Origin of the sequence: Candidatus Pelagibacter sp. Uisw_099_02 (assembly GCF_047727625.1) — a bacterium.
Classification (GTDB): Bacteria; Pseudomonadota; Alphaproteobacteria; order Pelagibacterales; family Pelagibacteraceae; genus Pelagibacter.
In genome coordinates this window covers 223,660-246,474 of record NZ_CP159822.1, presented here as the reverse complement: position 1 = coordinate 246,474, position 22,815 = coordinate 223,660, and the positions used below count along the sequence as shown (strand labels likewise).

General features: G+C 29.4%; 25 protein-coding genes and 1 pseudogene. 6 read left to right on the top strand and 20 right to left on the bottom strand.

Annotated features, from left to right (window positions below; translation table 11 throughout):
* The first annotated feature begins 4 nt into the window (after positions 1-4).
* The 4 genes from ABXT47_RS01280 (at position 5) to ABXT47_RS01265 (ending at position 4,392) form a co-directional block, all read left to right on the top strand.
* Positions 5-787, top strand: a complete 783-nt coding sequence (locus ABXT47_RS01280) for an alpha/beta fold hydrolase (protein WP_415308834.1) — start codon at positions 5-7, stop codon at positions 785-787.
* Positions 788-2,269 carry an aldehyde dehydrogenase gene (locus tag ABXT47_RS01275; RefSeq protein WP_415308832.1) on the top strand — a complete coding sequence of 494 codons (1,482 nt, stop codon included), beginning with the start codon at positions 788-790 and terminating at the stop codon, positions 2,267-2,269.
* A 4-nt stretch (positions 2,270-2,273) separates the two neighbouring features.
* Positions 2,274-3,131: a DMT family transporter gene (locus ABXT47_RS01270; protein ID WP_415308830.1), complete on the top strand. Its 858-nt coding sequence runs from the start codon at positions 2,274-2,276 to the stop codon at positions 3,129-3,131.
* A gap of 76 nt (positions 3,132-3,207) precedes the next feature.
* Entirely contained in the window at positions 3,208-4,392 is a 1,185-nt protein-coding gene (locus ABXT47_RS01265; protein ID WP_415308828.1) for an ABC transporter substrate-binding protein, read from the top strand.
* Positions 4,393-4,448: 56 nt separating this feature from the next.
* Here the strand turns inward: ABXT47_RS01265 and ABXT47_RS01260 are convergent, their stop codons facing one another.
* From ABXT47_RS01260 to ABXT47_RS01215, 10 genes and pseudogenes are all read right to left on the bottom strand, one after another.
* A complete protein-coding gene (locus ABXT47_RS01260) occupies positions 4,449-5,210 on the bottom strand; it encodes a sulfite exporter TauE/SafE family protein (protein WP_415308826.1) in 762 nt (253 codons plus the stop codon).
* 1 nt (position 5,211) lies between these two features.
* Entirely contained in the window at positions 5,212-6,375 is a 1,164-nt protein-coding gene (locus ABXT47_RS01255) for an MFS transporter (RefSeq protein ID WP_415308824.1), read from the bottom strand.
* Positions 6,376-6,450: 75 nt separating this feature from the next.
* Entirely contained in the window at positions 6,451-7,782 is a 1,332-nt protein-coding gene (locus ABXT47_RS01250) for a branched-chain amino acid ABC transporter permease (protein ID WP_415309360.1), read from the bottom strand.
* A 35-nt stretch (positions 7,783-7,817) separates the two neighbouring features.
* Positions 7,818-8,828 carry a branched-chain amino acid ABC transporter permease gene (locus ABXT47_RS01245; RefSeq protein ID WP_415308822.1) on the bottom strand — a complete coding sequence of 337 codons (1,011 nt, stop codon included), beginning with the start codon at positions 8,826-8,828 and terminating at the stop codon, positions 7,818-7,820.
* A 1-nt stretch (position 8,829) separates the two neighbouring features.
* Positions 8,830-9,537, bottom strand: a complete 708-nt coding sequence (locus ABXT47_RS01240; protein ID WP_415308820.1) for an ABC transporter ATP-binding protein — start codon at positions 9,535-9,537, stop codon at positions 8,830-8,832.
* Positions 9,537-10,331: an ABC transporter ATP-binding protein gene (locus ABXT47_RS01235; RefSeq protein ID WP_415308818.1), complete on the bottom strand. Its 795-nt coding sequence runs from the start codon at positions 10,329-10,331 to the stop codon at positions 9,537-9,539. Before ABXT47_RS01235 ends, ABXT47_RS01240 begins: the two co-directional genes overlap by 1 nt.
* A 6-nt stretch (positions 10,332-10,337) precedes the next feature.
* Positions 10,338-11,105, bottom strand: coding sequence for a pyrroline-5-carboxylate reductase (locus tag ABXT47_RS01230; RefSeq protein WP_415308816.1), 768 nt, complete (start codon positions 11,103-11,105; stop codon positions 10,338-10,340).
* An 86-nt stretch (positions 11,106-11,191) separates the two neighbouring features.
* Positions 11,192-11,878 carry a hypothetical protein gene (locus ABXT47_RS01225; RefSeq protein ID WP_415308814.1) on the bottom strand — a complete coding sequence of 229 codons (687 nt, stop codon included), beginning with the start codon at positions 11,876-11,878 and terminating at the stop codon, positions 11,192-11,194.
* Between the two features lie 199 nt (positions 11,879-12,077).
* Positions 12,078-12,647 (bottom strand): annotated as a pseudogene (locus ABXT47_RS01220) (carbon starvation induced protein CsiD); the annotation flags it as partial.
* Between the two features lie 93 nt (positions 12,648-12,740).
* A complete protein-coding gene (locus tag ABXT47_RS01215) occupies positions 12,741-13,355 on the bottom strand; it encodes a LysE family translocator (protein ID WP_415308812.1) in 615 nt (204 codons plus the stop codon).
* A 135-nt stretch (positions 13,356-13,490) separates the two neighbouring features.
* Here ABXT47_RS01215 and ABXT47_RS01210 point away from each other — a divergent pair, with 135 nt between their 5' ends.
* Positions 13,491-13,787 carry a TIGR03643 family protein gene (locus ABXT47_RS01210; RefSeq protein WP_168607274.1) on the top strand — a complete coding sequence of 99 codons (297 nt, stop codon included), beginning with the start codon at positions 13,491-13,493 and terminating at the stop codon, positions 13,785-13,787.
* Positions 13,788-13,790: 3 nt separating this feature from the next.
* Positions 13,791-14,045, top strand: coding sequence for a glutaredoxin 3 (gene grxC / locus ABXT47_RS01205; RefSeq protein ID WP_415308811.1), 255 nt, complete (start codon positions 13,791-13,793; stop codon positions 14,043-14,045).
* Between the two features lie 20 nt (positions 14,046-14,065).
* On the opposite strand, the gene msrB is transcribed toward grxC, so the two are convergent.
* The 10 genes from msrB to mreC all read right to left on the bottom strand — a co-directional run bounded on the left by msrB (position 14,066) and on the right by mreC (position 22,812).
* A complete protein-coding gene (msrB, locus tag ABXT47_RS01200; RefSeq protein WP_415308810.1) occupies positions 14,066-14,437 on the bottom strand; it encodes a peptide-methionine (R)-S-oxide reductase MsrB in 372 nt (123 codons plus the stop codon).
* A gap of 3 nt (positions 14,438-14,440) precedes the next feature.
* Complete coding sequence (locus ABXT47_RS01195; protein ID WP_415309359.1) at positions 14,441-14,662, bottom strand: FkbM family methyltransferase; 222 nt, start codon at positions 14,660-14,662, stop codon at positions 14,441-14,443.
* Between the two features lie 32 nt (positions 14,663-14,694).
* A complete protein-coding gene (locus ABXT47_RS01190) occupies positions 14,695-15,183 on the bottom strand; it encodes a hypothetical protein (RefSeq protein ID WP_415308809.1) in 489 nt (162 codons plus the stop codon).
* 8 nt (positions 15,184-15,191) lie between these two features.
* Positions 15,192-16,142: a D-2-hydroxyacid dehydrogenase family protein gene (locus ABXT47_RS01185; RefSeq protein WP_415308807.1), complete on the bottom strand. Its 951-nt coding sequence runs from the start codon at positions 16,140-16,142 to the stop codon at positions 15,192-15,194.
* Complete coding sequence (locus ABXT47_RS01180; RefSeq protein ID WP_415308805.1) at positions 16,135-17,034, bottom strand: DMT family transporter; 900 nt, start codon at positions 17,032-17,034, stop codon at positions 16,135-16,137. The genes ABXT47_RS01185 and ABXT47_RS01180 overlap by 8 nt, the downstream gene beginning before the upstream one ends.
* Positions 17,035-18,276 carry an NAD(P)/FAD-dependent oxidoreductase gene (locus ABXT47_RS01175; protein WP_415308803.1) on the bottom strand — a complete coding sequence of 414 codons (1,242 nt, stop codon included), beginning with the start codon at positions 18,274-18,276 and terminating at the stop codon, positions 17,035-17,037.
* Positions 18,277-18,342: 66 nt separating this feature from the next.
* Complete coding sequence (gene rodA, locus ABXT47_RS01170) at positions 18,343-19,464, bottom strand: rod shape-determining protein RodA (protein ID WP_415308802.1); 1,122 nt, start codon at positions 19,462-19,464, stop codon at positions 18,343-18,345.
* The gene (gene mrdA / locus ABXT47_RS01165; protein WP_415308800.1) at positions 19,465-21,429 is read right to left on the bottom strand and encodes a penicillin-binding protein 2; all 1,965 of its coding nucleotides are present in this window, start codon (positions 21,427-21,429) and stop codon (positions 19,465-19,467) included.
* A complete protein-coding gene (mreD, locus tag ABXT47_RS01160; protein WP_415308798.1) occupies positions 21,419-21,940 on the bottom strand; it encodes a rod shape-determining protein MreD in 522 nt (173 codons plus the stop codon). The genes mrdA and mreD overlap by 11 nt, the downstream gene beginning before the upstream one ends.
* Positions 21,937-22,812, bottom strand: a complete 876-nt coding sequence (gene mreC / locus ABXT47_RS01155) for a rod shape-determining protein MreC (protein WP_415308796.1) — start codon at positions 22,810-22,812, stop codon at positions 21,937-21,939. Before mreC ends, mreD begins: the two co-directional genes overlap by 4 nt.
* Between the last annotated feature and the right edge of the window lie 3 nt (positions 22,813-22,815).

Below are 22,815 nucleotides of genomic sequence, written 5' to 3'. Positions count from 1 at the left end.
ATTAATGCCTCACAATTTTGATCCAAATCAAAATTATCATTTATTCGTTGATAATAACACAGACCCATTAGTATTTATTCATGGTGTTGGGTTAGATCATAAAATGTGGGAACCTCAAATTAATTCTTTAAAAAATAATTCAATAATTACTTATGATTTGTTAGGTCACGGAAAAACTCCTTTTAATAAAGAAGAGATTACTTTAGATGATTTTTCAAACCAATTAGATGATTTAATAAAATTTTTAAAAGTAGATAAAATTCACCTCATTGGATTTTCTCTAGGTTCATTGATAGCATTAGACTTTGCTTCAAAATTCCAAGATAAATTAAAAACTTTAACAGTGCTTGGAACTACATACAAAAGAAGTTCTGAACAAAAGGCTTTAGTTATAGAAAGATTTGAGCAAGCTAAGTTGAATAAACCTATTTCAAAACAAGCACTAAAAAGATGGTTCACTGATAAATATTTAAATGATCATCCAGAAATTTATGATCGATTTATAAAAATTTTGACCAAAGACGGTGAAGATCATTTAAATTTCTTAAAAGCCTATAAATTATTTGCATATCATCAAGATGATATAAATATAATTAAAAGTATAAAAACTAAAACTCTTGTGATGACAGGGTCAGATGACTCAGGTTCAACAGTTGAAATGTCAAAATCCTTATGTAATGATTTAATAAATTCAAGTTTTACCAAGATAAGTAATGGAAAACATCTTTGTAGTATAGAGTATGCAGATGATGTTAATATAAATCTTAAAAATTTTATTAATAATTAAATGACAAAAATTCAAAAATTTAAAATGTTTATAGATGGTCAATGGATTGACTCTGAGTCTGGTAAAACTATTGAAACTTTAAACCCAGAAAATAATGAAGTTTGGGCAACTGTACCAGGGGCAAGTATGAAAGATGTTGATAAAGCAGTTAAGGCTGCACAAAATGCTTTTGAAAAATCATGGTCCAACCTACATCCTCGAGATAGAGCAAAATATTTAAGGTCGCTAGCAAATCAATTAAGAGATAATGCTGAACATCTTGGTACTATCGAAACTAAAGATACGGGAAAAATTTTTAGAGAAACTAAATCACAAGCTAATTATATAGCAGAATATTATGATTATTTTGCAGGGCTTGCAGATAAAGTTGAAGGGACTGTTGTTCCAATAGATAAACCAGATATGCAAGTAACAACAACTAGAATACCTATTGGTGTTATTGCTGCAATCATTCCATGGAATTCTCAAATGTTATTAACAGCAGTAAAACTTGCACCTGCTTTAGCTATGGGAAATACAGTGGTTATAAAGGCATCAGAACTTGCTCCAGTTACTTTATTAGAATTTGCAAAATTAATTGAAAAATCTGGGTTTCCTAAAGGTGTTGTAAATGTAATTACTGGTTTGGGTGATCCTTGTGGTAAAGCTTTAACTACACACGATCTTGTAGAAAGAATTGCTTTTACAGGTGGTCCTGAAACTGCAAAACATATTGTAAAAAATTCTGCTGAAAATTTATCTCAAGTAAGTTTAGAACTTGGTGGAAAAAGTCCTGTTGTAGTATTTAATGATGCCGAACAAGAAAATGCACTTAATGGAATTACTGCTGGAATTTTTGGTGCAAGCGGCCAAAGTTGTATTGCGGGATCAAGACTTTATATTCAATCAGATATATATGATGAATTTTTAAACAAATTAGTAGCTAAAGCAGAGAAAATAAAACTAGGAGCCCCTATGGATAAAGATACTCAAATGGGCCCTTTAAATAGCTTTAAACAATTAGAAAATATTGAAAAAAATATCAAAGCAACTATTGAACAAGGTGGAAAGATTAGATGTGGAGGAAAAAGATCTAGCATATCAAATAAAGGGTATTATTTCCCAGCTACAATAATTGAATGTAAAAATCACAATTTACCTACAGCTGAAAATGAATTATTTGGTCCAGTATTATCTGTGATGAAATTTGAGACTGAAGATGAAGCAATTAAACAAATGAATGATAACAAATATGGTTTATCTTCGGGGGTTTATACAGCAAACCTTGGAAGAGGTATGAGGGTTTCTAAAGCAGTAAGAGCAGGAATAGTATTTGTAAACACTTATAGATTAATTTCACCAATGGCGCCATTTGGAGGCATTAAAGATAGTGGTTACGGTAAAGAAGCTGGCATCGAGTCTATTAAAGAATATACGAGAATAAAAACTACATGGTATAATTCTTCGGATAAACCGATGACTGACCCATTTACAATGGGATAATGGATTGCCTTTAAAACATTTGTTAATTTTACTTTTTATAGCAGTAGCTCATGGAAGTGCTTTCCCTATAACAAAATTAGTCTTAAATGACTCTGTTCCTCCAATTCTAATGGCATCGCTTAGAATGGGATTGGTTTTGATTTTATTAATACCTTTTTGGAGATTTAAAATACCAGAGAAAAAATATATCCCATCATTAATAGCTTTCTCTATTTCTATGGGTGTTTTGGTCTACTCATTTATGACTTTATCACTTTATTATTCATCAATTATATCTCCAGTCATAGTAGGCTCACAACTTGCAATTCCTTTTGGAATTTTAGCTAGCGCTATAATATTAGATGAAAATATAAGTTCAAAAAAATGGATATTAATTTTTACTTCATTTATTGGCATCTTAATAATATTTTTTGATCCAAAATTGACTAATAATCTTTTAGGATTGTTTTATGCGGGTTTAATGGCTCTATCTTTTGGTTTAGCTCAAGTGTATTCAAGAAAGCTAAGAAGCTTGGACATAAGCTTAACTAATGCTTTTACAGGATTGTTTGGTTTTTCAATTTTATTAATAGTCTCTTATTTTATTGAGGGTGATACACTCAGTAATATTTCATCTATTAATTTTAACTCTTGGTTGTTAATTTCCTATCAAGCAATTGTTGTTTCTTTAGGTGCTCACTTACTGATGTTCTATCTCTATAAATTTTATACTGTTGGTCAAATTTTTCCTTCTTACTCTTTATTTCCAATTTTTGGGATCGGACTAACTTTTTTAATATTTGGAGAAATTCCAACGATCTTGTTCCTTATTGGTAGTATAATTGTCCTAAGTTCGGTCTTTTTACTCAGTAAAATAAGATAATTTACCCATTGAATTTTTAGATTAATCGTAATTTAATCATCTTTTTATAAATTGTTAACAATCAAAGAGGAAAATAATGAAAAAACTATTTATTGCTGCATTTATATTCGTTTCAACATTTACAACGAGTACATTCGCAGAGGTTAAAATGGGAATCATATTAGGATTTACTGGTCCTATTGAATCTCTAACACCAGCTATGGCTGCATCTGCGGAACTTGCTTTTAAAGAAGCTTCTGATTCAGGTTCACTACTAGGTGGAGAAACTATTTCAGTAGTAAGAGCAGATTCAACTTGTGTTGACTCAGCGGCAGCAACTACAGCAGCTGAAGGTGTTATTGCACAAGGTGTAGCGGCTATTATGGGTGCTGACTGTTCAGGTGTAACTGGTGCTATTGCGTCAAACGTTGCTGTTCCAAATGGTGTAGTTATGATTTCACCATCTGCAACATCACCAGGACTTACAAGTTTAGATGATAAAGGGTTCTTTTTCAGAACAGCTCCTTCTGATGCTAGAGGTGGACAAGTTTTAGCTAATATTACAAAGGATAGAAGAATTAAGAGTGTTGCTATTACTTACACAAATAATGACTATGGAAAAGGTTTAGCTGATGTTTACAAAGCAGCAGTAGAGGCTCATGGCATTAAAGTAACAACTGTTTCTGCTCACGAAGATGGAAAAGCAGATTACTCATCTGAAGTAGCTACTTTAGCTGCAGCAGGTGGTGATGCAATAGCTGTAATCGGCTACCTAGACCAAGGTGGAAAAGGAATTATACAAGGTTCTTTAGACTCTGGTGCATTTGATAAATTTATTTTATCTGACGGTATGATCGGTGATTCATTAACTGAAGCTTTTGGAAAAGACTTAAATAAATCTTTTGGTTCAATGCCTGGTTCAATGAATAAAAAAACAGCAGGTACTTTTACAACTGTAGCAAAAGCTGCTGGTATTGACTCGTCTGGGCCTTATACAGGTGAATCATACGATGCAGCAGCTCTAATCGTTCTTGCAATGCAAGCTGGTGGATCAGCTGATAGAGCTTCTATTGCTAAAAATGTAATGGATGTTGCTAATGGTCCTGGAACTAAGATTTATCCAGGTGAACTTAAAAAAGGTTTAGACTTACTAGCTAAAGGTAAAAAAGTTGACTACGAAGGTGCAACTGGAGTTACTTTTACTAGTGTAGGTGAAGCTGAAGGTTCTTTCTTAGAAAAAGAAATCAAAGGTGGAAAATTTAAAAACAAAAAACAAAGATAATTAATATCTTAATTTTAAAACCCTTAGCAGTGAAAATTGCTGAGGGTTTTTTTTATTTAAAAATTACTCATAATTTTTAAAATTCCAGTAATTGAAATAATTATTAGGAAATAAAATACAACTTTTCTATAAGTTTCTTCCTTACTCTTAACAAAAAATTTATTCCCAATAAAAACTCCTATTGGTAAAATTATAATTAATGGAATTATTCTATAAATTGTTGTCACATCAACAATTCCTGAAAAAAAACTTAGAACAAATACGTATATATCTGTTAAAAAAAATAAAGCTGCCAACGAACCTCTTATTATCGCTGGCTGAATACTTGTAATTAATAAAAAAAGTGCCACTGGCATACCACCTAATGTTGTAAGTCCATTTAGTGCTCCAGAAATTATACCAGTAAAAAATTTTCCATAATTATTATTAATTTTTTGATTAGAAAATCCTTTCATTAATAAAATTGAAAAAAATATTATTAATAAACAAACAGATAAATGAGTTATTTGTGGATCTAAATACTTCAATAAATAAAGGCCAATTGGAGATCCAATTATTATTCCTAATAATATTTTAAAAACAAATCTCCAGTCGATTTTGTTCCAAATATATGGAACCATAAAAATACTAATAACTACCTCTAACGCTAGGATGATTGGAACTATTTCAATAGCTGGAAGTATAAAAGAAAAGCCAGATATACATATTGCAGAAAAACCAAAACCATTAAAGCCTCGTATTATAGATGCAATAAATACTATAAAAATTACATAATAAATTTCTATTAAACTAAGTTGAAAATAGGATAAAAAATCCATCTTATCTTCTTTCTTTAAAATCTGCTCTTAATGTTGATAAAATAATTATAGTTAAAAAGATTAAACAAATTAAATTCATTGTTTTCCAGCTTGTTAATGTTAAGAAAACTCCTGCTGATAAACTTGCTATTGCTTGGATAGAGTAAACAATTAGATCATTAAAGCCTTGTGCTTTAAATTTTTCATTTTCTCTATAAGATAAAACTAATAAACTTGTTCCAGATATAAATAAAAAATTCCAGCCAAATCCTAAAAATATTAGAGCAATTAAGTAATTAACAAAGTTTTGCTCAAACAAGCTTGTTAAAATTGTTATTAGGAATAAGGCAACACCTGCATACATTATTTTACTGTGACCAAATTTTCTTATCAAATTACCTGTAACTAGTGATGGTAAAAACATTGCTGCGATGTGAAGCTGAATTACAAACCCTGTTTTAGTTAAACTTATTTTTTCCATTACATGCATACTTATTGGGGTTGCAGTCATTAAAAATGACATCACAGCATAAGCAAATGCTGAAGCCACTAAAGCTTGTAAAAATCTTGGTTGAGAAATTAACTCTAAATAACTACGTTTGATTTTTTTGTTAATACTATTTGGTTTATGCCCATCTTTATAAAATAATAAAAAAATTGTTGAAGTTAGAGTTAAAGCTGCAAGCGCAATATAAGATCCAGCATATAAATGTTCAGCTATAATATCCTTTGTTATGTTAGCAACATTTGGTCCTATAAAAGCTGAACCTATTCCTGCTAATAATATTATTGATATTGCTTTAGGCGCCATATCTTTTTTTACTGTTTCAACAGCTGCAAAACGATATTGATGACTAAAAGCTACTCCAGCGCCCAGTAAAAAACATGAAAAATTAAAAAGAATAAAACTTTCATTAATTATTGAATAAGCGGCTAAAATAGATGACAAGGAACTTAATACAGAAGCAAACATAAAGCCTGCTCTACGTCCAATTATACTCATGACCTTTGCTGCAAAAATTGCAAAAATAGCTATACCTACAATTGATAAGGCCATCGGTAGAGTTGCTAAAGATTTTACTGGACTAAATTGAGAGCCAATTATTCCACTTAAAAAAACTGTTACAGGTGCTGCTGTAAAAGCAAAAACCTGACTTAAAATCAACAACCATAAATTTTTATTCATTAAAAAAAATATTTATCACCAATGTACATGGCCCAAGCCACTGCAGCTCCAAGTATAATATATTTCATAATGTTTTTATTTTATTTCTATTTTCTCAGGAAGTATACCTTTTGGTCGGTACCTCATGATCAATAAAAGACCCATGCCCATCATTAAGTATCTAAAGTATGGAACGCTTTCAATTAAATGAATCTTTAGTGAATGTGTATCTGCTAAACCTGTTGTAAACAGATTAATTAAGAATAATGCTATTGGCGCAGCCTCAATCCATAAAAACCAAACTGCAAAACCTCCTAAAATTGCTCCAAAATTATTACCACTTCCTCCAACAATAACCATAACCCAAATCAAGAAAGTATATCTCATTGGTCTATAGCTACCGGGTGTAAACAAACCATCTTGAGTAACTAACATGGCGCCAGCTATTCCAACAATAGCTGAGCCTAAAATAAAAATTAACAAATGCTGTTTAACAACATTTTTTCCCATAGCGTTTGCTGCTTCTTCATTGTCTCGTATAGCTCGCATCATTCTTCCCCATGGAGAATAAAGAGCTTTTTGAGTAACTATTAATAAAGCTATTACAACAATTAAAAATAATCCTGAATAGCAAAGTTTTACAAAAACTGACGATCCTTCAATGACTAATTGATTAAGAGCCACTTGTTTATTTAATATGTTTGCGATTAAATCTAATTTGCCAGAATTAAATTTCGCAACTAAATTTATAAACCATTCTTTAGTTTGTAGTTCAATTTCGTAAGGTACTGGTCGATCTAGTCCAATTACATTTTTAACTCCACGTGTTAACCAATCTTCATGTTTAATAATAGCTATGACTATTTCTGATATAAGCAATGTCGCAATAGCTAAATAATCAGCACGTAATCCTAGAGCAACTTTACCTACTATAAAAGCTAGGCCTGCAGCAAAGAAGGCACCTACTATCCAAGAGAGCATAATTGGCAGTCCTAATCCACCAAGAAACCCTGTTGTTGCAGGGTTAACACTTTCAATAGCTTCAATACTTGACTCTGATGTTATTCTTATAATAATAATTCCAGCAATAATAATTGCAGCAATACCATAAGTTCTAAATTTTGATTTTTCAAAATTTTTTAATAGAAAACGTATTGCAAATATCATAGCTACTATTAACCATAAACACATTAAAATATTAAACCCCCCCGCAACCCATGCTTCTTGCACTGGCTCAGCTGATATTAAGACTGCAGCCAATCCACCCAATGCCGCATAACCCATGAGACCAAAATTAATTAGACCTGCGTATCCCCATTGAATATTTGCACCCATGGTCATCACTGCAGAAATTAAACACATATTAAAAATTGATAGAGCAACATTCCATGATTGAAATATTCCAACTAAGATAATTAAACCCATCATTATGGTATATGCTGTAATTACGTTTAGGTACTTTCTCACAATACTTTCCCTTTAAATATTCCATTTGGTCTATAAAGTAAGACAATCACCAGTATAGAAAATGATACGGCAAACTTATAATCTGTTGATAATAATTGCATTAATGTTTCTGGCTCCATACTTTCTGGTAAAATGTACATAAAAAATTTTTTATAAGCATAAGTGAGGAATATTTCTGAAAAAGCTATCACATATCCACCTAAAAATGCTCCAAAAGGGTTTCCAATACCTCCAACAATTGCAGCAGCAAAAATTGGTAGCATATTATTAAAGTAGGTAAATGGTTTAAAACTTTTGTCCAAACCATACAAAGCACCACCAATAGTTGCTAAAATACCAGCTATAATCCAAGTAATCATAACTACTCTTTTTGGATCTATCCCAGATAATAAAGCTAAGTCTTCGTTGTCTGAGTAAGCACGCATGCTTTTTCCTGTTTTAGTCTTATTTAAAAACCAAAATAAAATTGAAACTAATAAAAGTGTTACAAATATTGTTATAACCTGACTAGATTTAATAGCCAAACCTTCATTAAGTCCTGTCATCTCTTTAAATTCACCAGCTTTAATAATAAATTTTTCTCCATCGAAAAATCTTCTGTCAGCAGGCCCAATTATTATTCTTACTACAGCTTGAGTTACAAACATTACACCAATACTAACCATTGCAAGCTGAACTGGTGGGCTTTTTTGAACTCTATAATATCTAAATACAAATTTATCTATAAAGAGCATATAACCAATCATAAAAATTATAGCAAAAGGGATAGCAATAAGAGCTGTTGGTAAAACACCTAAAGAAATACCAATTGATTGAAAGTACCAAGTAATTAAAATAGTAACCATTGTACCAAAAGCCATCATGTCTCCAGTTGCAAAATTAGCAAATCTTAAAATTCCATAAATTAAAGTAACAAATATTGCACCGAGCGCTAGTTGTGAGCCATATGTAAGTGCTGGCATAAAAATGTAATTTAATAATAATATAATTGCGTTTAAAAATTCCATATTATCCACCTAAAAAAGAGCTTCTTACTCTTGGGTCATTTAATAATTCTTTTCCTGTTCCTGAGTATTTATTTTCACCTGTAACTAATACATATCCTCGATCAGAAATATTAAGTGCTTGCTTAGCATTTTGTTCAACCATTAAAATTGCAACATTGGTTCTTTTCACTTTAATTATATGATCAAATAATTCATCCATTACTATGGGGGAAACTCCAGCAGTAGGCTCATCTAACATTAACACAGATGGTTTTATCATTAATGCTCTACCAAGAGCTACCTGCTGTCTTTGACCTCCAGATAATTCTCCAACTAATTGATTTCTTTTTTCTCTAAGTATTGGAAATAATTCATAAATTTCTTCTATAATATTTTGATAACTATCTTCTCTTAAATAAGCTCCCATCTCTAAATTTTCTTCAACACTCATTCCAGAGAATACATTTTTAGTTTGTGGTACAAATGAAATACCTTCTTTCACTCTATCCTGTGGAGAAAGTTTTGAAATATTTTTACCATCAATTATAACAGAGCCTGATTTTAAATTTAAAAGTCCTAGTAGAGCTTTCATTGCTGTTGATTTGCCCGCTCCATTAGGTCCAAGTATAGAAACTATTTCACCTCTATTCACATCAACTGAACAAGAGTTAATAATATCAGGTCCATTTCCATAACCACCTGTCATTTTTAGACCTTCAAAAAAAGCCATTAGTTTTCATCCTTTAGCTTTGATCCTCTACCTAAATAACTTTCGATAACTTTTTCATCTTTCTTTGCATCCTCAGCAGTTCCTTCAAATAAAACTGAACCTTCTGCCATAACAATAACTGGGTTACATAGCCTGCTTATAAATTCCATATCATGTTCAATCATACAAAATGTATATCCTTCTTCCTTATTCAATTTAAGAATTGCAGTACCAAGATCTTTAAGTAGCGTTCTATTAACTCCTGCTCCTACTTCATCAAGTAATACTAATTTAGCATCAACCATCATTGTTCTTCCAAGTTCTAATAATTTTTTTTGACCACCTGATAAATTTCCAGCTAATTCGTTTTTTAAATGAGTAAGATTTAAAAAATCAACCACATCTTGAGCCTTTTGTTTTACAGCTAACTCTTCTGTTCTAACTAAAGTAGGTTTTAGTAAAGCTGTCATTAGATTTTCACCTGATTGATTTGCTGGTACCATCATCAAATTTTCAAGTACAGAAAGATTAGTAAACTCATGTGCTATTTGAAATGTTCTTAAAATACCTTTAGAAAATAATTCATATGATGGAACGTCAGTTACATCTTCATCATTAAATAATACTTTTCCTTGAGAAGATTTTAAATTTCCAGCAATTAAATTGAATAAGGTAGTTTTGCCTGATCCATTAGGTCCTATAATACCTGTAATAGATCCTTTTTTAATTTTTAAAGAGCAATCTAAAACTGCTGCTAAACCTCCAAAATATTTTGATAAATTTTCAATTTGTAAAATATTCTGTTGTTGATCCATGAAATTTTATTTATTTAACCTTTTATGTATATTGTTGAGTGTCTTTTCAAAAGATTTATAAAAACCAGCTTTTGTTAATTCTTTCACACCTTGCTCATTTAATCCTTTAGGAGTTTGAGATTCTTTTACTAAATGTTTCAAATCTTTCTTTGAATTAAACACTGCGTCTTCTGATAGTGCTAGAAATAAAGAGGTTACATATTTTTGCGCAATATCTCTTTTAACTCCTCTTTTTACCAACCAGTCAGTCATCACTCTTAACAATTCATAAAAAGAAGCCATCATTCCTGATGCAGACCAGAAATTAATTGAAGATTTTTCATTTTTAATTTCAACTGTTGTTCCTATCTTATTAAAAAAATTTTTAACTTTTTTGTTAGGAGGGCAGATAGGTACTGGCCCTTTTTTCAATGAAATCGGGGGTAAAGGTATTGCTCTTATAATTTTTGCTTTAACTTTAATAGCTTTTTTTAAATCCATTAAAGTAATTGTAGATATAAAGCTAATAATAGTTTGTGTAGACTTAAATTTAAGTTCTTTAATAATTTTTTGCCCTACTGATGGTGTAATTGATAAAAAAACCCAATCACAATTATCAACTATTTCTTGGTTATTTTTTGCTATAATTATTTTCGTAAATTTTTTTTTAAGCTTTGTTGCAATTAGTTTATTTCTTGAAGAAATTAGTATCTTTATAAAAGTTATTTTTGAACTAAAGATTCCTGTTATTACTGAAGATGCAATCTTTCCTGTTCCAATGAATCCTAATTTCATATTTTAATAGTATAACAATAATGATTTTTATTTTAGGCAAAAAAAAAGCCCTCCTAAGAGGGCTTTTTTAAAATAATTAAGTAATACTAAAATGCCATACCAACTGCTAATCTTGCAGAAGCACCAGTTATTTTAGCATCGATTTTATTGAAAGAACCAGCAGTTCCACCAACTTCAGAACCATTTACAGCTATATCTTCCCATGCATTGTAATTACCTTCTATTCTATAGAAAGCTCTTTCACCAATGTTACCCATGTAACCAACTCCTAACTGAGTTCCAGTCATATCAACACTTGAATATGTAGATCCAGTAGTAAGAGTTTCTCTAGTATCTAAGGTAGCTGTATTGTAACCTAATCTAGCATAAGCACCTGTTGCACCAAGTGGCACAGATACGTAAACAGTTAATAGGTCAGAAACCTGTCCATCGATTGTTTGTGTTCCATCGTCGTTAGTTCCACCACCAAGTCTAGCATCTTGATCTAAAACTCTTGTTTCAGCTTCTAGCTCGATTGATTCTGGAGCGTACTCAATTCCAAAAGCTATTCCGTTACCAGCATCAATTGCAAATTCAGCAAATACTGAGAAATAGTTATGAGCTAAAACAGCTTCTTGAGTGTGTCTTCTTCCACTATCCTTCAATGTTTCTGTAGCTGTTGCGTAATCAGCAGCACCATTTAAGATCGCACCAGCTCTAAACTCAGAAGAGTTAGCAGACGCAGTCATGGCAGCAAGAGATATTGCAGCAACTGTTGTCATTAATTTATTCATATTATTAGGCCTTTATTGTTATCGTTATATTAATATGGAGTAGTTATACTAAATGAGGCAATCAATTAAATACTTTTTATACTAACAATAACGTTTTTTTAAATTTGTTGCATTATTGCAACTAAAAAAGTCAGTAAAAATGGCAATAATTTATCTTCTTTAAAAAAAAATATAAATTCAAATATTATCAACTTCTAGTTTAAAAAATTGTATGAGAATCAATTAATTTTGAAAAAACACCTCTGATTCTTAAAAGCTCTCTACTTAGTTTCTTATTTTCTCTAAATGGTTTTCTTCCATGTAGCCAAAAGTGATTATTTATAATAATTTAAAAGCCTACCGGAAGCTTAATTATTATTTTATTTTTACTCTCCTCGAGTCCATCTAAAAGATTTTGCAAAAATATACCTTGCTCCATCCTTATTGGTTCAGGAAATTGATCGATATATGAAATGTGTGGCCTGCCTTCTTCATCTGTTGAAAAAAAAGGATGTTCCACTTTATATTCTATATTTTTACTTTTAGGAGAGCCCCAAATAAAACTTTGTTTACCAACCGGATCATTAAATAAATTATTACAATGTTCCCAGTCGTCTAGATGCAGCATTGCTGTTTCTCCACCTTCAACATTTTATTCTTTAATTTTAGTCATAAGTAACCAGTTAGTCATTTCTTTGACATAAGCTCCATCAGTATGAAGATCCATATTAGTGTATGCTTTTCTTAAATAAGAGTCACTTTTATCCTCATGTTTGACAAAAAACCTTGCATAATATTTTTTTCATTTTTTTTTAAAACAAACTTGATGATAAATTAAATTCTTTATTTATAAAACAAACAATTCTTAAATAAAAATTGTAATTTAATACTTTTGAATAAAAGCAATAATTAATGCAATAAATATTAAAACGCATGCTGAAATTGTATTAATTGTTTTCGGATTCGTTTTTATCCATACAATTAATTTTCTAGCAAGTACTGCGTAAGCAACTAGAGACAAAAAATCTAATACCACATACGTTGTGATCAAAATAAAAAATTGAACAATATAATTCGAATTAAAGTCAATAAACTGTGGAAAGATTAATGGAAAGAACATCCAAGCCTTAGGACTTGTTCCTGCAACTAAAAAACCATCTTTAAAAAAAGAAAAAAAATTTTTTGATGAAATATTTCCTGAACTTACGTCTTTTGGTCTTGATTTATAGAGATCGTAGGCAAGATAAAGTAGATAGGCGATTCCAATCCACTTAAAAGTATTTAAAAAATTTGGATTATCAATAAAAAAAGATCCAAGAACAAAAATTACTAAAGTTGCTTGAATAAAATTTGCAGTAATATCTCCAAGTGCTGTCCAAATACATTTTTGAACTCCATAATTCATTGAATAAGAAATAATGACAATTCTAGGTGTGCCTGGAGTAATAAATAGAAATAAAATTATCTGTAAAAAAAGGAAATAATTTAAAGGGAGCATTTTAAAGTTTAAGGATAGTCCAAAAAAACCGGGAGCTAAAGATGGCTAAGATGGACTATCTAGATTTCATAATACCATGAGCTTAAATAAAATGCATTAATCATTTTTTTCAAATATAATGAAAATAAAGGATTTATGAAAAAAAAAGGTCACACCCCAATAACTAGAGTTAAAAACCCAGAACCCCATATATCAGATCCTGACTGGATCATCTGGGCTGCTTGGGCAGATCGTATTACTTTTGAGGAAATTGAAAAAAAGACTGGAAAAACAGAAGGTGAAGTAATTAAGATTATGAGACGATCTATAAAGCCTGTTTCTTTTAGATTGTGGAGAAAAAGAGTTAATCAAAAAAGCATTAAACATAAAAAGAAATTTGAATACTCGAGAAAAGAAATTACTAGTAAAATTAAAAAGAATGATTATTTATAAGATATGAAATTAGTAACTATTTATACAGGACCACTTTGTAATTTTTGTGATGCAGCAAAAAGATTATTAAGTAGAAACAATGTCGAATATAAAGAGATTAATATTGCAACAGCTGAGGGTGCAATGGATGAAATGATTACAAAAGCTAATGGTAAAAGAACAATTCCACAAATTTTCTTTGATGATCAACACATGGGTGGTTACGATGATGTTAGAGCTCTAGAAAAAGAAAATAAACTACAAGATTTATTAAAATAACAATTACTATGAAAATTAGCTTATTTTGGTTTAAAAATTAAACAAACCCCATTATTACAATATCTTTTTCCAGTAGGGTTGGGTCCATCTTCAAAAATATGCCCATGATGTCCACCACATTTTTTGCAATGATACTCAACTCTTTCGTATCCTAATAAAGTATCTGTTTTAGTTTCAAAAGCGTCTGGAAGTGATTGATAAAATGAAGGCCAGCCAGAACCACTTTCATATTTTGCATTTGAATCAAATAATTTTTCACCACAATTAGTGCAATGATAACTGCCTTCTCTCTTCTCGTTGTTTAACTCGCTAGTACCTGGCATTTCAGTGCCATCCTCAAATAAAATTAATTTTTGTTCTGCAGTCAAGTTTGAATTAATTTTTTTTGACATATTCTAATTATTTTTTTTAAATATATAATTTACAGATGTTTTATTTTTTTGAATATAACCTTTTTTCTTTAAAAAACTAAAAATTTTTTTATTGTTCATTTTAGACCATGTATTATAATAATCGTTAATTTCAATACATATTAATTTAATCTTATATTTTTTAAAATTTATTGATTTTAAAACTTTCAATTCATGTCCTTCAATATCTATATTCATAAAGTCTATATCAAAAAATTTATATTTCTTTAATATGTCATTTAATTTTTTAGTTTTAATTCTTTTTTTTTATTATCAAATTTTGTTATAGAGAAATTTTTTTTTAGAAATTTCTTTTGATTTACTTCAATTGTATTTTTTGTATCAAGATCACCTATAAAAAATAGATCTGTCGTTGAATTTTTATCAGATATGGCTGTGCATATATTAATATCTTCCGATCTTGCGAGATTAAACAAATCTATTGAAAGAGGGTTTAGATCAATATTAATACCTCTCCATCCTCTTTTATACATTTTATATGTATTGTTATTTCGAGTAGGATGAAAACATCCAATATCTAAAAATGTACCTATAAATTCATCTTTAAAATTTTTAAAGATCAATTTTTCTTCACCAAATTGTGAATTTTTATGGGAATTAATAAAGTGATACCTGAAGTTTCTTATATAAACATTGTACCAAAGGTATATCTTTTTAAGTATTTCATATTTTCTAGTAACTTTAAAAAACAAAGAGTTTGATGACATTTTAAATTTTACTCGATAACTCGGATTGGTTTTTTATTAACACAAGCTTCTAGACCTTCAATCATTTGTGTATAAAACATGCTGTAGTTTTCATCAGTTACATAACCAATATGAGGCATCAACAATGCATTCGGTAAGAATCTTAGTTTATTGCCTTCTGGCAAAGGTTCTTTTTCATAAACATCAAGCCCTGCACCTGCAATCACATTTGTTGATAGTGCAATAATTAAATCATCTTCATTAACAATTGACCCTCTTGAAGTATTAATTAAAAAAGCAGTTTTCTTCATCATGTCTAGGTCTTTTAATTTTATTAATTCTTTATATCTTTCACCAGCCTGCACATGAATAGAAAGGAAATCAGAATTTTGTAACAAATCTTCTTTATTACATGGCAAAACACCTAATTCTTTACATGCGTCTAAATTTAAATTTTCACTCCAAGCCATAACTTCCATACCAAATGCTTTACCAATTTTTGCAACTTCAGAACCAACTCTACCAAGTCCAATTAATCCTAAAATTTTTCCTTTAAGTTCAAAGCCAATAGTTGATTGCCAATATCCTTGGTACATATTATCAATTTCTTCCTTAAAATTCCTTGCTAAACCTAAAATTAAACCCCACGTTAATTCAGTGGTACCTGCAAAATTAATTTCTGTTCCACAAACTATCACTCTTCTTTTTTTAGCAGCAGCCAAGTCTATAGCTTTATTTCTTGAGCCACTTGTTATTATATATTTAAGACTATTTAAATTATCGATTAAGTTTTTAGTGATAGGGGTTCTTTCTCTCATAATTAATAAAGCTTCAAAATCTGATAGTTGTTCTATAGCATCTGCCTCATCTAAAAAAGGTTGGCTGAATATCTTAAATTCATATTTTCCAGATAATTTTTTTAGATCAACAAACTCATGAGAAATATTCTGATAGTCATCTAAGATTGCAACTTTAAGCATTTTTAATTTTTTTATTTGATAAAAGGATTCCTGTTAAAATAAATATTGCACCCAACATATGATAAAACATAAATTTTTCATTAAAAATAATCATTGCCATAATTGCACTTAATACAGGCATCATATGTAGAAAAACACCCGATCTATTAGCTCCAATTAAAGAAACTCCCTTTATCCAAAAAATAAAAGAAGTGAGACCTGGAAATAAAACTACATAAAATAAGATAATGTAAAAGTTTTGATTAAGAACAATTCTATATCCCATTTGATATTCTATAAAATAAATTGGAATTAAAAAAATAAAACCAAATGAGATTACAACTTCTAACAATGTTAATTGAGATAGTTTGTGTTTTTTTTTTTTTAATAATGCAGAATAAGTTGCCCAAGACAACATTCCAAAAACCATTGTAATATCACCTTTATTAAAATCTAGATTTAATAAGATTCCAAGGTTAGCTTTAGTTATAATTAAGACTACTCCAATAAAAGAACATGCAACTCCTAATATTTGAAAAGTATTAGTTTTTTCTATTTTTAAAATTGATGAAATAAATATAATCATCACCGGTATTGTTGATATCATTAATACACCACTAATAACTTGAGTAAAATTTAATGAGTAGTAAACAATTGAATTAAATATAGTTACACTTGTTATTCCCAAAATTATGAAATATTTATAGTTTTCTAAAATGTAGTTTCTTTTTTTTATTATTTCCCGAATTGTGAATGGTGCTAAAATTATCCAAGCAAAAAGCCACCTATAAAAATTTAATGAAAAAGGTGGTATTTGATATTGGCTAGCAAATTTTCCAACTAAGAAATTTCCAGACCAAAATAAAGTTGCAAAAAATAAAAAAATATAAGCAATATTGTTTTTATTTGTCACTTAGCTAAACCTAAGGGAGCTATATGGTTTCAAATCTAAGTTTGTATTTTCTTCAGCAATCATTCCTGAGATTATTTTCCCTGAAATTGGCCCTAAAGTCCATCCTAAATGATGATGACCAAAACAATAAAAAACATTTTTGTATTTTTTTGATGGTCCTATTACGGGCAAGTAATCGGGAAGTGTCGGCCTAAAACCAAGCCACTCATCTTCATGTTCAGGTAAGTCACCCATCATATATTTTGCATTATTAATTAAATTTTTAACTCTTGATTTTGATAAGGGATTATCTAATCCACCAAATTCAACTGTCCCTACCACTCTAAGTCCTTGTTCCATTGGTGTAATACCAAATCCTCTATTTTGAAAAATTACTGGTCTACTTAAAAGATGATCACAATCTTTAAAATGAACATGGTACCCTCTTTCAGTATCAAGAGGTATTCTTTCATCTAAATTATCTGTTAATTTTTTTGAAAATGATCCGCAAGCAATAACAATTTTATCAAAAATAAAGCTTTGTGTTTCTGTTTTTATAACCGGTTTTTCATCATTAAAGTTTATTTTTTCAATATTCATCTTTAAAAACTTCCCACCTTTTTTCAAAAAAAGATCATAAAGTTTTAAAAGTATCTTTTTAGGATTCCTGGCATGTCTACCATATTGATAATAAACCCCACCGTGGTAAATAGGTCTTAGATTTGGCTCTAAATCATGAATTTCTTTTGGAGTTACTACTTGTTGGTCAACAGCTAGTTCATTTCTAACTTTAATTTCTAATTCTCTACTTTTTAAGCTTTGGTCATTCCAAATATATAAAATACCTTTTCTTTCAACAAGCCCACCAAGATCAATTTCATCAAATAATTCATCATAAGCAGGTAATGCTAAGTCTAAAATCTGATGCATATTTTTAGCAGTGTGCATCATTCTTTTTGTAGTGCAGTTTCTTATAAATTGTAAAAACCAAGGTATCATTTTTGGAGCATAGTTCCACTTAAGTGCAAGTGGACCCGTTGAGCTTAAGAGCATAGCAGGAACATCTGTTAAAACGTCGGGTCTATTTATTGGAACAGATGCATATGGAGAAAAATGGCCCGCATTACCATAAGATGCAGCAGGACTACCTGGTTCATCTCTGTCAAAAATTGTTATATCAAAACCTTTTTTTTGTAAAAATAATGCATTGGAAATACCTTGAATTCCAGCTCCTACAATTCCAATTTTAAATTTTTTTTCCATATCGTATTATATAATTCTTAAATATAAATTTTCTCGCGACAAATTCGACAAATAAGATTTTAAAACTTAGGCTATTAGTTGCTTGTGATTAATCTTAGCACTCATAACAATTGTAAATCCGATCATTGTAGCTAGCATTGAAGATCCACCATAAGACATAATAGGTAGTGGAGATCCAACTATAGGCAATAAACCCAAAACCATACACATATTTACAGTTACATAAAAAAATATAGAAGATCCATAACCATAACAAAATAGTTTAGCAAAATAACTTCTTGAGATCGCTCCGATTTTTAAAACTCTATAAATAATAATTATGTAGACTAACAATAAAGCTAATGAACCTAAAAAACCATGTTCTTCGGCAAATAGTGTGAAAATAAAATCTGTATGTTTTTCTGGTAAAAATTCTAAATAACTTTGAGTACCTTTTAAAAACCCTTTACCAGTTAATCCACCTGACCCAACTGCTATTTTAGATTGGATAATTTGATACCCTGCACCTAGAGGATCTCTATCAGGATTAAGAAATGTTAAAATTCTTAATTTTTGATATGGTTGTAAAAATGAAATAGCAAAAGGCATTGAAATCAATAAAGATATTAAAGAATATATAAAATATTTAATATTCACTCCAGCTAGCCAAATAACAACTATACCGCTTAATCCTATTAAAATTGAGGTTCCTAAATCTGGCTGAATTATAACTAGCATAATTGGTAGGCTTAAAATTAATACGGCAATAGATATAGTTTTTATTGAATTAACTTGGTTGAGTTGTATCCGATGATAATATTTTGCAAGACATGCTATTATTGCAATCTTCATTAATTCAGAGGGTTGCAAGTTAATAAAATATAAATTTATCCATCTTTGAGATCCTGAAGCTTTGACACCATATAAAGCAGCCCATATTAAAAAAAGTAAAATAATAAAATAAAAAAAATAAGCAAAGGTATGCCAAAATTTTATATTAAGAAATGATAAAAAAATCATCATTGGGAAAAAAATTAAAAACTTTGATATATGGCTTTTACTATGAAATAAAATTTCTCCCCCATCTGTTGAATACATAGCTAATGCACTAACTAGACCAAGTAATAAAATACAAATTAATAAAATATAATCAATTTTTTTTAATTTTTGAATAAAAGTTTGTTGTGTATTAAATGAGTTGTATAACATTTATATTTTTATAGCTCTTTGAATTCTAGTTTTTTCCCTAATTTCGTGTCGATCTATGATTAACTTAAAAAGTTTCTTTGCAAGAGGTGCTGCAGCAGAACTACCAGATCCACCATGCTCAACAACAATACTTAAGGCATATCTCGGATTTTTGTATGGTCCAAAAGCTATATATAATGCGTGATCTCTTTCATTATAGGGAATTTCAAATGTTTTTAAATCAAGCTCTCTATCTAATTTTGTAATTCTTTTAACTTGTGATGTGCCTGTCTTTCCAGCAAATTGATACTTTGGATCATCAATTCTAGATGAGTAAGATGTTCCTCTAACTTCGTTGGTTGAAGCAAACATTGCTTCTCTAACTAGTTTTATATTTTTTGAATTTTTAAATAAAGGTTCATATTCTTTTTTATTTAAAAATGCCAAAAGGTCTGTTGACTCTTGTAATCCATTATTTTTTCTATCTAGTTGTTTGCGATTTTCATTCATTATAATTCTAATGTCTTCTGCTATTTTATCATTTTTTTTGACTATTATTTTAGGGTAAATTTTAAAACCACCATTTGCAAGTTGAGCTGTCATTTGACATAATTGAAGTGGTGTGGTTTGAGTATAACCTTGTCCAATACCTGTAATTAATGTTTCACCTATAACCCAGCCTTTTCCCAAGTTATTTTTTTTCCATTTAGTATCAGGAATTAATCCTTTTTTCTCATTTTCAAATGTTTCATTTAAAACTTTTTCTCCAAGACCAAACTTTAAAGATGTTTCTTTTAAACGATCTACACCAAGCTTCCTTGCAATTTCATAAAAATAAGTATCACATGACTGCTTCATTGCATTTTTTAAATTTACGACACCATGACCTTTTTTTTTCCAGCAGTGATAAGTTTGTCCATACATTTCAGTTTTTCCTGTACAGTTAACTTTAAAATTTTCATCAATAATCCCATTTTCTAGAGCAGATAGTGCTACCATTGGTTTAAATGTTGAACCTGGTGAGTATAAGCCTGATAAAGTTTTATTAACCAATGGTTTTAATGGGTTATTTCTAATTAATTGCCAATCATCTTGGTTAATTCCAAAAAGAAATAAGTTGGGGTTAAATGATGGAGACGATTGCATAGCAACTATTTCACCCGTATAAATATCCATTACACTTATTGAGCCAGCTACTTCTTTTAAAAGTTCATTACAAAACTTCTGAACTTCCGTATCAATTGTTAGTTGGATTGTTTTGCCATTTAGTCCATCTGTATGATCAAGCTGACTAATTCTTTTTCCATAGGCATTAACTTCATATCTTTGGATGCCATTAGTGCCTATTAATTCATTCTCAAATTTTTTTTCTAAACCGGTTTTTCCTACTTTAAGACCTGGTACATGTTTAGCTTTTATCATGTCATTGTTTAAAATATCTTTCTTACTAGCCTCACTTACGTAACCCAAAATGTGTGTATAATTTTCATCAAATGGGTAGTTGCGAGAAACTGATAGAACTGGCTTTGCTCCTACTAAATCGTGTAAAAAATAATTGACTTTTGTAAACTGTTCCCAAGTTAAATTCTTAGAAATGATTAAAGTTTCCCATGATTTTTGATTATTTTTTTGTTTTATAATTTTCTTAAATTCATTATTACTAATTTTTAAAATTTCTTTTAATCTAACCATTAAATATTTAAAATCTTCTACCTCTTCTGGAATAACATGTAATTGATATACTTTTAGGTTTCCAGCAACAACATTTCCAAAATAATCTAAAAACTCACCTCTAATTGGTGGCAATCTCCATTCACGTAGTCTGTTTTTATCAGAAAGAGTTAAGTATTTTTTGTTTTCTGTAATTTGTAATGAAAATAATTTGGCTATTATTCCAGTAAATACAATAATTTTAGCAGCACTAATAATGAACATTCTTCTATTAATGGTTTGTATTTTCTTTACACCAAAGTTTTCACCCAGCATTATTCCTACCTACAAAGTAATTTCCAAAAAAATCGAATAAATTTGAAAATAGAAAATATAATAAAAATGTCCATATGATATTTATTACTTGTTCAGAATAATCTAATTTAAAATCAAAAATAAAACTTAAAATCATAAATAGTAATGAATTTATAATTAATATTGTTATAAGAAAAAAAATTGAGTCTTTAATTAAGCTTGGTCTTAAAGTAATATTTCTAAGGTAGGCAGCAGCACCACAAAGTACCAAATACATTAAACTACTTAGGCCAATTGGGGTTCCTAGAACAACATCGTTAAATAAGCCTGCTATAAAAATGTAGATATATCCTAAACTTACACTTTTTTTTAAGCTATAATAAAATATCAAAATATATGAAAAATTAAATGAAAAATATTTTAATCCCATATAATTGAAGTCATAATCATTTAAAACTGACATATAAAGTAAAATTATTGGCATACTTGATAGTGCCTTTCTAACAATACTTTTATTCTTTAATTCCGTCATTCATCCTCACTTTTTTTAAATGAAAGAACTTTTACAAATCTTAATTGAGAAAAATCTGAAAAGAACTCAACTTTCTTTTCTTCTGAATTTTTTCCGTTCTGAATTTCTTTAAGCTTACTTGTATTGATTCTACCTACTGGTATCCCAGCTTTAAATAAACTACCTACTCCTGAAGTGTAAATAATAGAACCATTTTTAATATTTTTATATTTTTTACTGTATTGAATAATTCCATTATTCTCACCTGTTCCAGATAGTATCGAAAACACTGAATTTGGCTCAATAATAACTGGTATTTTACTGTTCAGATCTGAAAGCAACAATACTCTTGATGAAAGATAATTGGCCTCCACTACCTTTCCAACAAGATATTCTCCATCCATAACTACCATGCCAAGGTTAATTTTATGCTTGCTACCTTTATTAATGATGACCGATCTTAAAAATGGACTGCCTTTATCACTTAAAACTTTTGCAATTATAGTGTTCGATTTAACTAAATAATCATCAATTATTTTTTTTAATTTTTTATTTTCTAAAATTATAAATTCATTCAAAAGGTCTTTGGCTTTTAAACTTGCTAATTCTGATTTATTTTTTTCATTTACTTTATAAAGATTTAGATGATTTTGAACTATAAGATAATTATTTTTTATAAAATTTTCTGGAGCAGAAACTATAAAAGAAGATCTATAAACTATTTCGTTAATACCTATTTTTATATAATTTATAACTTTAAAATTTAAACTACCTAAAACCAGAAAAATTATAGAAAAAAAAATTAAGCCTAATAGTGAAAATCTTTGTTGAGTTCCTTTTTTTAATAGAGCAGATCTTATTGCTATTACAAAATCGTCTCTGCTTGATTCCATTAT

Bases quoted from the DNA above. Each gene is read 5' to 3' on its own strand.
- ABXT47_RS01265 (WP_415308828.1), top strand. From the start codon at position 3,208: ATGAAAAAACTATTTATTGCTGCATTTATATTCGTTTCAACATTTACA.
- ABXT47_RS01275 (WP_415308832.1), top strand. From the start codon at position 788: ATGACAAAAATTCAAAAATTTAAAATGTTTATAGATGGTCAATGGATT.
- ABXT47_RS01190 (WP_415308809.1), bottom strand. From the start codon at position 15,183: ATGTCATCAAACTCTTTGTTTTTTAAAGTTACTAGAAAATATGAAATA.
- msrB (WP_415308810.1), bottom strand. From the start codon at position 14,437: ATGTCAAAAAAAATTAATTCAAACTTGACTGCAGAACAAAAATTAATT.
- ABXT47_RS01235 (WP_415308818.1), bottom strand. From the start codon at position 10,331: ATGGATCAACAACAGAATATTTTACAAATTGAAAATTTATCAAAATAT.
- ABXT47_RS01185 (WP_415308807.1), bottom strand. From the start codon at position 16,142: ATGCTTAAAGTTGCAATCTTAGATGACTATCAGAATATTTCTCATGAG.
- grxC (WP_415308811.1), top strand. From the start codon at position 13,791: ATGAAATTAGTAACTATTTATACAGGACCACTTTGTAATTTTTGTGAT.
- mreC (WP_415308796.1), bottom strand. From the start codon at position 22,812: ATGGAATCAAGCAGAGACGATTTTGTAATAGCAATAAGATCTGCTCTA.
- mreD (WP_415308798.1), bottom strand. From the start codon at position 21,940: ATGACGGAATTAAAGAATAAAAGTATTGTTAGAAAGGCACTATCAAGT.
- ABXT47_RS01210 (WP_168607274.1), top strand. From the start codon at position 13,491: ATGAAAAAAAAAGGTCACACCCCAATAACTAGAGTTAAAAACCCAGAA.
- rodA (WP_415308802.1), bottom strand. From the start codon at position 19,464: ATGTTATACAACTCATTTAATACACAACAAACTTTTATTCAAAAATTA.
- ABXT47_RS01225 (WP_415308814.1), bottom strand. From the start codon at position 11,878: ATGAATAAATTAATGACAACAGTTGCTGCAATATCTCTTGCTGCCATG.
- ABXT47_RS01175 (WP_415308803.1), bottom strand. From the start codon at position 18,276: ATGGAAAAAAAATTTAAAATTGGAATTGTAGGAGCTGGAATTCAAGGT.
- ABXT47_RS01255 (WP_415308824.1), bottom strand. From the start codon at position 6,375: ATGAATAAAAATTTATGGTTGTTGATTTTAAGTCAGGTTTTTGCTTTT.
- ABXT47_RS01240 (WP_415308820.1), bottom strand. From the start codon at position 9,537: ATGGCTTTTTTTGAAGGTCTAAAAATGACAGGTGGTTATGGAAATGGA.
- ABXT47_RS01230 (WP_415308816.1), bottom strand. From the start codon at position 11,105: ATGAAATTAGGATTCATTGGAACAGGAAAGATTGCATCTTCAGTAATA.
- ABXT47_RS01245 (WP_415308822.1), bottom strand. From the start codon at position 8,828: ATGGAATTTTTAAACGCAATTATATTATTATTAAATTACATTTTTATG.
- ABXT47_RS01250 (WP_415309360.1), bottom strand. From the start codon at position 7,782: ATGATGGGTTTAATTATCTTAGTTGGAATATTTCAATCATGGAATGTT.
- ABXT47_RS01215 (WP_415308812.1), bottom strand. From the start codon at position 13,355: ATGCTCCCTTTAAATTATTTCCTTTTTTTACAGATAATTTTATTTCTA.
- ABXT47_RS01260 (WP_415308826.1), bottom strand. From the start codon at position 5,210: ATGGATTTTTTATCCTATTTTCAACTTAGTTTAATAGAAATTTATTAT.
- mrdA (WP_415308800.1), bottom strand. From the start codon at position 21,429: ATGCTGGGTGAAAACTTTGGTGTAAAGAAAATACAAACCATTAATAGA.
- ABXT47_RS01280 (WP_415308834.1), top strand. From the start codon at position 5: ATGCCTCACAATTTTGATCCAAATCAAAATTATCATTTATTCGTTGAT.